This is a genomic window from Rothia sp. HMSC064D08 (assembly GCF_001809525.1).
GTDB classification, from domain to species: domain Bacteria; phylum Actinomycetota; class Actinomycetes; order Actinomycetales; family Micrococcaceae; genus Rothia; species Rothia dentocariosa.
Genome location: NZ_KV797887.1, coordinates 262,778 through 275,652, shown reverse-complemented (window position 1 = coordinate 275,652; position 12,875 = coordinate 262,778). Strand labels below are relative to the sequence as shown.

The window sequence follows — 12,875 nt, the reverse complement described above, 5'->3', positions numbered from 1 at the left end:
AACCGAAATATTTTCGGTAACTCCCGATGTGGGGTCTCGTTGAGAAGCTCTAGCTTAGTACCCGCCGGTCATGGTATCTGCCACGCCAACGCATATGTCGATAGCTTCATCGACGCGCATGGCGCGTGCACCCGCCGGAGCGTTACCGCGCGGGCTGCCCTGCACCACATGCCGGGCGAAGTAATCGACTAGATGCAGCCATCCGCCTAAAATCATGCGGGTGCGGTCATTAACGGGCATTTCGGTGCGTTCGAGCATCCATTCCAAGTACTCGTCAGGAGTACTGGGAGCATCGCTTTCACTGCCGCCTTCAGCAACATGGGCGAAGTAGGAGCGCAGCTCAACACGAAGAGCCTCCACCGGGTTAGGGTGGTGCTCGCTGAGCGCTTCAAGAACAGCCCGTGCTTCGCGCCGGGTTACCGCCGCCGCCAAAGACTCTTTGCCGGGGAAGTAATGGTACAGCAGTGCCCGAGTAATGCTGGCCTCACGAGCGATGCTGCTCATGCAGGCTGCCACAACACCGTGCTGCGCAAAATGAGCCGCCGCGACCTGCAGGATTTGTTCTTCCCGTTGCGCCGGAGTTAGACGCTGACCGCTCTGCCGCGTCTTTTTAGCTGCTTTTTCAGAGGCTTTTTGTACGGGTTCGGTGTGCTTAGCTTCGTTGCGTGCGTTGTGTTCCATATATCCCTCTAATCGTTCGATTTCTCGAACCTCTTTTTTTAATAGTACCGCGCTAACCCTAAGCCGCTACCTATAAAACTTAATATGAAGTTTAATGCTTATACGCTGATTTTGCCGCGTTACTAAGCCGTTCCATGCTTCACGGTATTGAAACAAATTTTATGATTTTATTTATTTATTAGACACTTTTGTGAGGAATATTTCGCATTAACTTCACACTGTTCACCTACCACCCAAAACATGAGAGGGTCCGTGCCATGATGGACTAAGTATGTGCTGTCATCAAGGCGCGGTCCTTATACTTTCACGCAGGAAGCTAAAGTTTTCCTCCGAAGAGGCCAACTCACAAAGCACGCTACAATCAACCTATGCCGCGACGAGTCAATCGCCACCTCTTCACACCACCCCTGCCCCAGCGCGCGGGTATAGACCCCGTATCGCTGACTCTGCCCGCGCATCCAGCACTGCATGAGACGACCCAGGGGCCGGATGCGCGCCCCAGCACGGTGGCTCAGTACCTCATCAGTCGGTTCTCACCCGAAGAACCCGCAACAATTCTTGACTGTTTCGCCCGGCACGAGGTGCGCACCGATGACGGCACGATCCTCACCGACCAATCCCCGTATCTGCCCGGACTAAGAATCTGGTACTACCGCCCACTTCCCGAGGAACCGCCGCTGCCGGATGACCTTCCGGTCCTCTATGAAGACGAGCATCTGCTCGCCGTAGATAAGCCGCACTATCTGCCCGTTACCCCGCGCGGCCCCTATGTCGCGCAGACCGCGCTCACCAAACTGCGGGTACGCGAGAATAATCCTCTGCTCACGCCCGTTCACCGGCTGGACCGCCCCACCGCGGGGATTTTACTCTTCGCCAAAACCCGAGATGCACGCGGCCCCTTCCAGATGATGTTTCAGAACCGGCAGGTCACCAAAACCTACCTTGCTATCGCCCCGGCACCGGGCGAAGACCTGCGTGAGAGCATGCTGGGCGAGGGTGTGCAGGTGCGCAGCCGCATCGACAAGGATCGCAATATTCTACAGGTGCGGCAGTACTCGGCACGCGAATGCGAGCGCGCAGGCCTTAGCGTGAACGCGGAAACTCTGGTGCGCATCCGAGAAATCTATCAAGCGCCACAAAGTGTTCCTCTCAAATCTGGCGCACAAAACCCGTATCTGACCTATCCGGTGCCCGGCGAAGAACTCGCCCTCTACGAACTCACCCCGCACACCGGCAAAATGCACCAGCTGCGGGCGCACCTGAACCTGCTCGGAACCCCGATCTTCGGCGACGTTCTCTACCCGCAGGTTCTGCCAACAGCACCAAACGATGCGTCTGTGCCGCTACAGCTTCTAGCACATCGTCTTGACTGTGTACACCCCTTCACGAACAAACCGCTCACCCTGTACAGCGCACGCACGCTTTCTCTCGCACCGCGAAATGTGGCACGACCCCAGTACTAATAATGCGATAATGTGGTAGCACCTCGCCTCTCGTGGCAGTATCGTAGGTAGCTTTCATAAGCAAGGAAGAAAGAACGTGACCTCCAACCACCCTTCTGAAACAGTCCCCAGCACCGAGCATGCGCAACGCGCCTCGCGTGCCGCCGACTCTATCCTTAGTCGATACACCCGCCGCGTTTTTGGCGTACCCGGAACCCTGCTCGGGGCAGTACAGATGCCCGAATCGCGTGGTCTAGGAGCACGGTTTGCCGAATGGCATTACTGGTGGCAGGCGCACTTACTCGACTGCATTATAGATGCGGGCGAACGTGCCGTCCGTGAAGGCGACACCGAACAAGCCCAGAACATGCTCGCCACCGCCAGGAGCGTGGTACGCGGCATCCATACCCGCAACCTGGGATTTGCAAACGACTTCTACGACGATATGGCATGGTTAGCGCTCGCCGTGGGGCGGCTCAATAGGCTCAGTAAAACAATAACCGGTGCCTCGGACGTTACGGCGCAGGATGCCGGATCGGTACTCTTTGAAAGGCTTAACACCGGCCTTCATTCCTGTGGCGGCATGAGCTGGTCCAAAGGCAAACGAGACTTCTGCAATACTCCGGCAACCGCTCCCGCAGCCCTTGCTTTTGCGCGCATCGGGCAAATAAAAACCGCGCAGAATCTTATGTCCTGGCTCAACGACGTTCTTTGGGACGGCGACCGTATGCTCTACTTCGATGGCGCTAACCTGCGCCCGCAGGATGTGATGGTTGATGACGTCACTGGCCGCCGCGATGTTCCCCTTGACGTAGAACGCAATATCTACACCTACAATCAGGGCACAACCTTAGCGGTGCTTCTGACGCTTGCGGAATCCTCGGAAATTTCAGACGACCGCCGTGAAGAATACCTGCTGCGCGCCGAACGCCTGATCGTCGGAATCGTCAAAAACCTCAGCGAAGATTTCGAGTTCTCGGACGGTTCACATCATCTCGTACTTCACTCCGGTAGCGACGGTGACGGTGCGCTCTTCACCGGTATTCTGGTGCGCTACCTGGCGCAGGCCGCAATGTCCACCATGCTCAGCCCGGAGGCACGATCCCTAGCGAGCGCCCTTGTATACGGCAGCGCCCGCGCGGTGTGGGAGGGGCGCCGCGAATTCGACCCCACTCTGCCGCTGAATGAACCGGGTATTGATCCGAACGAAATTCGTGACCGGGCGGTCGCCATTTTCTCGCCGAAGTTCACCGTATCCGCACGCGATGCGCTCGCCGCAGGTAAGCCCGTGGAACTATCCGGTCAGCTTCAGGCGTGGATGACTCTGGAAGCCGCCGCCCGCCTGAGCGCGGAAGACTAAGTCTTTTCCGGTATTGGTGGGGTGCGCCGCTTATCGGGCCCGTCCCGTCATACCTCTACATACGAGGTGAGACGGCGCTGGTCTGCAGATGCTCTGACGTACCGCGCCTGTATAATAGCCGTGCGCATCCTCCCCGGAGTAAGCACATTTCCCCTAGTCGTACCCGTATATTTCAAAGGCACAGATGAACAACGAGTTCCCCCACCCCGACTTCGGTTTTACCGTCACGAGCCGCCTTGCCGAGACCGCATCCCAGTCTGCCGAGCGTGTTGAGGCTAACGGCGGGCAGTTTTTGGGGCGCACAGGTGTGATCCGCACCCCGCACGGCGATATTGAGACTCCCGCCTTTACGCCCGTGGGTACGAAGGCGACCGTCAAGGCGGTGCTTCCCGAAGCGATGAAGGAGCTCGGGGCGCAGGCGCTTTTGGCGAACGCCTACCACCTGTATCTGCAGCCCGGCCCCGAGATTCTGGATGCCGCTGGCGGGCTGGGGCGGTTTATGAACTGGGACGGGCCAACCTTCACCGACTCCGGCGGGTTCCAGGTGATGAGCCTGGGTTCGGGGTTCAAAAAGGTGATTGACATGGGAACCGTTGCCGATGCGAAGGGTGCCGATGGGCGCCCGATTGGTGACGACGATGTGGCTCACGGCAAAGAGCGCCTGGCGCATATTGATGATGACGGCGTGAATTTTAAGTCCCATATCAACGGGTCTATTCACCGTTTCACCCCCGAAGTTTCAATGCAGGTGCAGCATCAGATCGGGGCAGATATCATGTTTGCCTTCGACGAGCTGACTACTCTGTACAATTCCCGCGGATACCAGGAAGAGGCGCTGGAACGCACCCGTCTGTGGGCGCTGCGCTGCATTGCGGAGCATGAACGGCTCACGGATGAGCGCACGGGCAAACCTTACCAGGCACTTTTTGGGGTGATTCAGGGCGCGCAGTATGAGGATTTACGCCGCAAAGCCTGCCGCGATTTAGGTGATATGCCGTTCGATGGGTTCGGTATCGGGGGTGCCCTCGAAAAGGAGAACCTGGGTACCATTGTGCGCTGGTGCGCCGAAGAACTCCCGGAGGCTAAGCCCCGCCACCTGCTGGGTATTTCGGAACCGGACGATATTTTTGTGGGGCTGGAAAATGGTGTGGATACCTTCGACTGTGTCTCGCCCACCCGCGTGGCGCGTAACGCGGCGCTCTACTCCCCCACCGGGCGTTTTAACGTAACGAATGCCCGGTTCAAGGCAGATTTCTCGCCCATCTATGAGGGGTGCGATTGCTATACGTGCGCACACTATACGCGCGCCTATCTGCGGCACCTGTTCAAGGCGGATGAGCGGCTGGCGGCAACCCTCGCTTCCATTCACAATGAGCGGTTTATTGTGCGCATGGTCGATGATGCGCGCGCCGCGATTGCAGACGGCACCTACTTTGAGTACCGTGACGAATTCCTCGGTAACTATTACTCTGGTAAGAAGCCCTAATTCAACAACCGTCACGGAGTGTACGATGAGCATCACTAAGGTTCCCGACGAAGAACTTCTCATCTTCGACCATGAGATTGCCGCCCCCGTCGAGCAGGTTTTCGGGGCGTTTCTGAACCCGAATCTGCTGCATCGCTGGTATGGTCCGACGGGGTGGCGTACCCGTGCCGAAGATATTGTGCTGGAACCTTATGTCGGCGGCATGCAGCGGCTATCGATGATTAACGAGCTTGATGCCTCGGTATCATGCGTCCTGCAGAGTCGGTTTCTCGCTATTGATCCGCTCAAGGAGCTCGAATATGCCGAACAGCTTCCGGACCATTTAGGGAACCCCGGAGGCGTGGTTGTCTATCAGCGGTTCCGCTTTTTTCCCGAGACGGTTATTACTCCCGATGGCGTGGGCGAAGGTACGCGCATCACCGTGGAGATCGGCCCCATGCCGGTTTCGGTACACGAGGAGGTACGCGCCAGCTGGCGGTCTACCTTCGCGCGGCTGGATGCTCTGCTCAAAGAGGATGCGGCATAGGCTCAGGCGGTCTTGAGGCTTTTGCCGCTGGGAAAGCACCGTAACTAGGTCAAGCGACCTCGCATAATACGGGTGGGGAGCGGACAGTTCTGTTATAAGAAACTGTCCGCTCCCCACCCGTGTTTTATGAACATTGGCGAAGCGTTAATCTTCGGACTGATATTCCGGGTTCTCCGGGTCGAGTTCGTTATAGGCACGCATGGCAGCCTCTGGGTCGTCCAGACGCGCCGTGATCTTGATATTATGCCCTTCCACAACGCATTCGGGTGCACCGCGATCGGGGGTATAGTCCAAGAACGGACGCCAGTAGCAGGTGGCATCCTGAATGCGCATAACCCAGTGCTGGGTCTGGTTATCGGGGGTGGGGGTACTGTTGATGTACTGGGTCATGATCGACATGGCGTAATCGCAATCCACCACGCCATCAACCACACGTAACTGTGCGTTGCTGCCCCTCAGGTGACCCTGCTGGCTAATGGATCCGCAAGTCTCCCCTGCACGGCGCACGTTCGTGGGATTACCCGCGTTTGGGTCAGCCGATGCGGTGGTGACCGTACCCGTCTTGACCGCTCCCGGAGAAGTCCACACCTGGGCGGAATTCGAGGGGTTCGGTGCGTTGCTTGAGCTTGCGGAAGGCTGCATGGTGGAGTCATCATTGACCACCGGAGTGCGCTCAGGCATAACAGGTTTCGCGCTCGCGCTCGGGGTTGCCGTTGCGCTGCGGCTCGCAGAGCTGCTTTGATGCGGGGAGGAGGCGCTGGCAGTGTTCTGCACGTTCGTATCGCCGCCGCCCGAGCAGGCGGTCAGCGCCAGCAGGCAGGCGGCACCAAGAGTCACGAAAGAACGAGTTTTCATAGAGATCTCCTCAACAGTGGGGACATGTTTCATTGTACAACCGTGCAGGAATTCTCAAGATCTTCATGAAGGTTGCGCGGCTTCCCTGCGGCGACCCTGCTATGCCTCGCTTGCCGTTCCATCCTTCGGCCTCATGCCTTCTTGCATCAGCATCATGATTTATTCCACGTAAAAAGGCTCTTGATGCGAATAAAGCGTTGAAAATCCCGCTCCATTCGTATCAAGAGCCTTTTAATGGCGTACCCCGAACAATTATCCAGAAAGGTTCGGAGAGTTATCCCTCTGACTATGACAACAGCTGATCGAGGATACCCGGAAGGTCATAATCTGTATGAGCGTTATTAAAGGTCGTCTCTTTCTTGTCGATTTTCATCGGCTGGGTGTTATACCCTTCTCGTGTATACCAGTCGTGACCGGCTGTAGCCGTGTTGAGAGCGTCCCACCATTCCGGTGTAGTAGCGCCGCGAGTATCTTTTTCGTTCACCCACCAGAACATGGGCTGCGATTTAATGTTCTGCGGTGCCTGAGTCTCCATGCGCCCATTCTTTCCACCGCCACCGCCAACCATGATGGAACCACCGCCGGAACGCCAGGTTCCCTGCTGATCGGCATCAAGCTCATAGGTGATAAATTCGGCGCCGCCGGAGTATCCCATAAGCCACACTTGCGACTCATCTATATCTGAATCGGCGATAAACTCCTGGGCAAAACTGCGGAAGTAGTCGCCATTCCCATCAGCGTTTTCCCACCAAGTGGCGTAATCATTTGCTTTATTTGGGTCGAATTCATCGGGCGTATCTACGGAGACAAAGACCTTGTTGTGTTTCTGAGCTGCATTCGCCATACCTTGCATGGTGTCACCTTTAGGGTTGTAGAAGAAAGAACTATCTACGTCGTCCCGGTTATAGTCACCATCGAAGTAAAACACCACGCCCACGGGCTGTGACCAGTCGATATTATCGGCGTAAACGTGGTACTGCGAACTCACATTTTGGGGTGAGGTATAGGTCAGATTAGTTCCCGATTGCACCTCTGCCTGGGCGGGGGCTGCCATGACCGAGCCAATCAGGGCGGGAACTGCGAGCGCAGTTAGGGCTGCAGTACGCATCTTTTTCGTAGACATAAGTACTCCTCAATTTTTATAACGATAGTTTTTCATAGTGTGTGATTAATATGATGCTTTCCGTCTTTTGATACAGAGTGCATACGAGGAACACTATCATTAAAGTTTTTATAGTGATATGAAATATAATTAGTATTATTTTCTTTCACGAGCTGTAAACATGGTTCTCTAAGTGCTTTCTGGATATTCTAGCGTTCGCACTAAGCCATATACTATTCTCAAAATTTACATACCCTGCTATCCTTTTAAACTTTGAGAAAACTATAAAATATTATTCATATATACTAAAAAGGTTCTTAGTGTGAACAATGCGGAATATCTAGTGTTGTGTTCACACCAAGAACCTTTTTCTGCGGTCTCAAAATAGAAAAAAGCTACTGCGTGAGACAGCATTTTTCTCAAATAAATAACAGGCTATTTATCAAAGGGTTTTCCAACAACATCGGTAGCGATACCTTCAAAGAACCCTTCCATCTGCCAGGCACCATCAAGATACCTCGCCTTAAGGGTCCCAGTGGAGTAGACAGTCTGCCCCCAACCATCAGTATTCTCAGGAATTTCATGCACTTCTCCGTTACGCACGTAGAAGTCTCCATGAAACATTTGTAATTGATAAGGCCAGGAATATTCTTCACCCTTTTTCTCGGGGTGATCGGATTCTAGCCTATATACGAAGTTACCTGACTCTTCCCAATACTTACCCTCACGCGTTTCTTCCAAAAGAGCAATACTTTTAAAAAGCTTCTGATCGCCCTCAGTCATTCCAGACTGCTTAATATACGTATCATCACCCGTTTTCATGGCATAACTTATTCCAGCCGATGCATATGCCCAGCTATAGTACAGCCCGAGTTCAGAGTTCTCGCTCATTTCTTGAGGCCTTTTAGGATGCGACCACCCATAGCCCGGCTTTTCGCGCGTGGAATACATATAGCCCTCACCCGTATACTCCATATCCGCATTATTAAGCTCCACATCGAATCCTCGCTGGAAGCTATTCCGCCTGCTTGGACTGGCACTGGGCGAAGCGCTTGATGAATTTTCTGATGACGACGAAGAAGACGTGGAACTCGCGGATGAAGAGCTTGCGAGAGGCGAAGCAGAGCTTTCGGTATTTGACGCATTCCCACCACATGCACTCATCAAGACAGCCCCAGCACCAGAACCAAGGAACAGGAGCGCGGTACGACGATTAACAGCTAAAGATAACATTGCTTAACCCCTCTCTAGGGTGTATTCAGTGAGAAACTAGACATATGTAAAGTATCATAGGTCACATATATCTGGTCGAATTGCCTCAGACTCTGCACTGTGACCTTAACTACTCCTTATGCTTACCCTCACCCTAAACGCTCTCTGCCTACCAGCTCCTCTTCTAGCCGCATCTAAGCGCGATGGGTGCGCCCCGTGCGGTTACGCGCCAGCGCATACAGCAGCAGATTCACCACCGCCGCACCGGTTGCCGTCGCGCCGCCGATCATGACAATAGTGCGCGCATCCCCCAGTATTCCCGGCGTACCGAGTAGGTCACCCACAAGCACCATCGAACTAAACAGCGAGCCGATAAGAGCCCAGCACTGCCCCTGACGATGCTCGGGCACCTGCATATACACCATGTCACGAATACCCATATTGTGGATCGAGTTGAAGAACCCGCCTACCAGAAACCCAGCTCCCACAATCCAAGGATTCGCCACCAGCCCTTCCAGCAGAATCGCGACACCGATAAAGAATCCGCCCCACAAAATCGCATTCACCAGCTGCGGCTTGTACCATCCGCGCCCGTAGAAAACGCTGGCGATGAGCGCCCCGACAGCCCACATTGCCAATACGAGCGAATATTCGAATGCGTTGTTCGTGATGGATTGCAGGTAGAACACCCCGGCGATGCCTTCCATCGTGGTGGAAGCAACTACGACCGCCATCACAGGTAAGAAAATCACGAGGGCGCGAGCGCTAGAAATAGCCGAGAATCCTAGGAAAATATCTTTAAAACTATCGCGCTTAATCGCATCGGAAAGTTCGTGACCGCGCCGTGCCGGCACATTAAACCAGGCGATGACTGCCGCGACCAGCAGGAGCACCGAAGAGCCTACTATAGTGGCGGTCATGTTCCAGGTGGCGAAGAAGGCACCCACAGGCGGGGCTACGATCGAGCAGAATGAACCGATTCCCACAACAGAGGCGGATGCGCTCGACGGGGTCATACCCGGCGCCTTCGGCAGTAGTTTGAATTCGGCGGCGTTGGTGATATTTCCGGCGGCTCCGTTGAGCACGCTCATGACAATAATGGTGACCGGATTCGGGAAAAACGCAATGACTGCCACGCAGAGCGCGGAGACGGCCAGGGAGCCAGACCAGCAGGTTCGCCCCGAAAAACGATCGGCAACCCAGCCCGTGAAAGGACCGAAGAGTATGCCGGTGAAGAACCCGCCGACGGCCATGACGGTGAGCCACCAGGGCTCGGCAATGCGCGAGATATAAACTATGAGGATCAATCCGAAGGATGCGTCCGCGAATCCATCGATCAGGGTGATGAGAAGAAGGGGAGTTTTGAAGTATTGAGTTAGTTTTTTCATGCTTTCGTTTCGGTTCAGAGGGATAGTGGCCTATGCCTCTGCGCCGCCGAATATCATCTGCTGCATGATACGCACCTCCTCACGTGGTATTTTGCCTTGCACCCTTGCGGATAAACCGCCGGGATGTTTTCTGCATCACATTGTATGCAATAGGGAGACCGGGCTGCCGGACTTCGCTCCCCCAACCGCACATACCGCGAGCAGATAATGCTATGTTATTTTTTCGTCAAAATACTATCTGCTCGCGGTCAAAGTGCTACGGCATACACTGTGTCAAAAGCTCCCGCTGCTCGGGGGTGAGGCGCGCGAGGCGGGCGGCAGGTGCATCCCAAAAAGCCAACACAGTGAAGGCACGCACGCACTCAGCATGATCCACCGGGGAATAGATACTATAGCCCACTCGCACCGAGGCGGCGCTCACCTTTTCGATACGCACGTTTACCTCTAATGGCTCGCCCGTATAGGGAAGCTGCCCCAGATAACGCACCCCGTGTTCGGCGATAAGGGCCTGCACTCCATCGGGCATGGTTTCAAAAAGCGGGATGGGCGGTGCGGGCAAATTCTGCGGTTTCTGCCCTGAAGACGGTGGCGGTCCGAAGACGGCAATGCGTGCCTCTTCGAGAAGGCTCAGTATTGCAACGTTATTGACGTGCCCGTAGGCATCCATATCGCCCCAGCGCGGCGGTACCTGCACGGTCAGACCGGATTCGCCGGTTATCGAAGTTGCTGGGTTCGCGGTGGATTGATGTGCGTTCATGCTTTTAACTCTACCCTGTGCATTTTTATGCATAAATACGTATATGGGTAAAGTTTTATGGTCATATCTTCACTAACATACAGTCATCCTGACTTCATGCAGTATGCGGCAAGAAAATCTCGCTAGAACGCTATCTAATACCACCAAGATGTCTTAAACGGTCTTAAATATGATGTTCCCCGGAAGCATCACCGCCTCCGGGGAACACCCAACACACAGACATTTGAACGCATACAAGATCATACGGTTCACCAATAACTATAGACCCTCTTGTAAGCCTATGATGCATTATTGCGGGTTTGTTACAGAAAAACTTTTTGTGAATTTCGCAGCCTTTCGAGAATACCCACAAAACCTTCAAGTACTACATGATAGATAAAATCATCATTACTTGAGGTTTCCCCCTGCAAATTATTATGGTGATGGCTGCGGCAGAGCACCCATCACCTCGCGCTTCAGCGACGAAACCCAGCATGCGCTGCATCAGCAAAGCGCTCTAGCGGCCGAATTTGGAGGCGGTTTTCAATGCCTCCTCTTCCTCCTCTAAGGCCGTGGCATGCTCAGCGGAAGCCTGCTGTGCCTCGGCAAACGCATCCTCATCAACCGTGAGTGTGTGTTTCACACGCGCAAAGTACACAATCGTCAGAACCAGGAAGTACCCCACACCCACAATCGCGGGAATGAGCGAACCGCGCACCATAAACAGGGCAACCCACACGGCGAAAAGCACCATGATGCCCACGCCCGCTGTAACGCGCCCGCCCCACAGGCGGAATGCCGAGCTTTGACCCTCAACCCGCCGGTACACAATGTACGCGAGCAGAATCAGCACCCACACGGTGAGCGCACACACCATAATCAGGAAGATCATGGAGAGGAATGCTTCTTGCGGGCTGAACAGCGCCAGCAGAATAGCGATAACAACACCGCTGGTGGAAACCCATACGGCACGCGAAGGCACCCCGGAGGCATTCACCGCAGCCAATGCGCGAGGCGCCATACGGTCGGTCGCCAGCGAGTGCATCAGGCGGGCACCGGCATACAGGTTAGCGTTGGCCGAGGACAGCGCCGCAATAAGCACCACAAAGTTCACGAAATGAGCCGCGCCCGTAATGCCCAACTGATCGAAAACCAGAACGAACGGGGAGGTTTCAACCTTCTCGCCCAGCTCGCCCGCCGAACGCCACGGAATAATCGACACCACAATAAACAGCGCCAGCACATAGAACGTTGCCAAACGAATCATCATAGCCTTCGCACTGGAACGCACCGATCGGGCAGGATCCTTGGCTTCCGCAGCGGAGATAGAGATCATCTCAATACCGCCGAAGGAAAACATCACGACCGCCAGCGAAAGCCAGACCGCGCCGAACCCGTGGGGCATAAACCCGCCATCATTGACAAGATTAGCGGTGCCGACCGCCGCATGTGAGGGCAGTCCGAAGAATACCAGACACAGACCCACCAGAATAAAGGCGATCACCGATATAACTTTGATGGACGAGAGGAAAAATTCGAGCGCGCCAAAAGATTTCACGCTCGTGATATTCAGAATAATAATTGCGGCACCGAATACCGCGATGCCCGCCCACAGAGGCAGCTGCGGCCACCAGTAATTCAGGTAGGTGGCCACGGAGACCAGTTCCACGCCGGTGATGACCACGGTTGCGGTCCAATAGGCTAAGCGTGTGAGAAACCCGGCATAGGGACCAAGGTACCTGGTGGCGATGGCGCCGAAACCGCCTCGCACCGGATAACGCACCGCCATCTCGCCAGTGGCCGCGCCTATGACGGAGGCGAGCGCCGAGCCGATAGCATACGCGAGAATAACGGCTGGTCCGGCCATAGCGATTGCCCGCCCGGACCCCAGGAATAGGCCGGTGCCAAGCGCCGAGCCCATAACGATCATGGTCATCTGTCCGTGCGAGAGGGAACGCTTGAGTTCGGCGCGGGCGGATTTATTGCGTGGTGCTGCCTCGTCCGGATGCGCAGCGCCGCTTCTATGCCCCTTAGCAGGTTGAGGGGTATGGCCGTCGGTCATGTTTAAGCCTTCTTCGGGTTCTGAG

At 55.1% G+C, this 12,875-nt stretch carries 11 protein-coding genes; 4 read left to right on the top strand and 7 right to left on the bottom strand.

Going from position 1 to position 12,875, the window contains the following annotated elements; all coding sequences use genetic code 11:
- Positions 1-54 precede the first annotated feature (54 nt).
- Entirely contained in the window at positions 55-681 is a 627-nt protein-coding gene (locus HMPREF2625_RS01245; RefSeq protein ID WP_070520779.1) for a TetR/AcrR family transcriptional regulator, read from the bottom strand.
- A gap of 368 nt (positions 682-1,049) precedes the next feature.
- Here HMPREF2625_RS01245 and HMPREF2625_RS01240 point away from each other — a divergent pair, with 368 nt between their 5' ends.
- The 4 genes from HMPREF2625_RS01240 (at position 1,050) to HMPREF2625_RS01225 (ending at position 5,495) form a co-directional block, all read left to right on the top strand.
- Positions 1,050-2,144, top strand: coding sequence for a pseudouridine synthase (locus HMPREF2625_RS01240; RefSeq protein WP_070520776.1), 1,095 nt, complete (start codon positions 1,050-1,052; stop codon positions 2,142-2,144).
- Between the two features lie 76 nt (positions 2,145-2,220).
- Complete coding sequence (locus tag HMPREF2625_RS01235; RefSeq protein WP_070520773.1) at positions 2,221-3,483, top strand: glycoside hydrolase family 76 protein; 1,263 nt, start codon at positions 2,221-2,223, stop codon at positions 3,481-3,483.
- Between the two features lie 184 nt (positions 3,484-3,667).
- On the top strand, positions 3,668-4,969 hold the full coding sequence (gene tgt / locus HMPREF2625_RS01230; protein ID WP_070520770.1) for a tRNA guanosine(34) transglycosylase Tgt: 1,302 nt from the start codon (positions 3,668-3,670) through the stop codon (positions 4,967-4,969).
- Between the two features lie 25 nt (positions 4,970-4,994).
- Entirely contained in the window at positions 4,995-5,495 is a 501-nt protein-coding gene (locus HMPREF2625_RS01225; protein WP_070520766.1) for an SRPBCC family protein, read from the top strand.
- 144 nt (positions 5,496-5,639) lie between these two features.
- Here the strand turns inward: HMPREF2625_RS01225 and HMPREF2625_RS01220 are convergent, their stop codons facing one another.
- The 6 genes from HMPREF2625_RS01220 to HMPREF2625_RS01195 all read right to left on the bottom strand — a co-directional run bounded on the left by HMPREF2625_RS01220 (position 5,640) and on the right by HMPREF2625_RS01195 (position 12,850).
- On the bottom strand, positions 5,640-6,350 hold the full coding sequence (locus tag HMPREF2625_RS01220; RefSeq protein WP_070520763.1) for a hypothetical protein: 711 nt from the start codon (positions 6,348-6,350) through the stop codon (positions 5,640-5,642).
- A gap of 286 nt (positions 6,351-6,636) precedes the next feature.
- Positions 6,637-7,473 carry a hypothetical protein gene (locus HMPREF2625_RS01215; protein ID WP_070520760.1) on the bottom strand — a complete coding sequence of 279 codons (837 nt, stop codon included), beginning with the start codon at positions 7,471-7,473 and terminating at the stop codon, positions 6,637-6,639.
- Positions 7,474-7,887: 414 nt separating this feature from the next.
- Positions 7,888-8,685, bottom strand: coding sequence for a DUF6318 family protein (locus HMPREF2625_RS01210; protein ID WP_246826571.1), 798 nt, complete (start codon positions 8,683-8,685; stop codon positions 7,888-7,890).
- A gap of 173 nt (positions 8,686-8,858) precedes the next feature.
- Positions 8,859-10,052, bottom strand: coding sequence for an MFS transporter (locus HMPREF2625_RS01205; protein WP_070520754.1), 1,194 nt, complete (start codon positions 10,050-10,052; stop codon positions 8,859-8,861).
- A gap of 256 nt (positions 10,053-10,308) precedes the next feature.
- Positions 10,309-10,809 (bottom strand): acyl-CoA thioesterase, encoded by a 501-nt coding sequence (locus HMPREF2625_RS01200; protein WP_070520751.1) that lies wholly within the window; start codon positions 10,807-10,809, stop codon positions 10,309-10,311.
- Positions 10,810-11,305: 496 nt separating this feature from the next.
- Positions 11,306-12,850, bottom strand: a complete 1,545-nt coding sequence (locus HMPREF2625_RS01195; protein ID WP_070520748.1) for an amino acid permease — start codon at positions 12,848-12,850, stop codon at positions 11,306-11,308.
- Between the last annotated feature and the right edge of the window lie 25 nt (positions 12,851-12,875).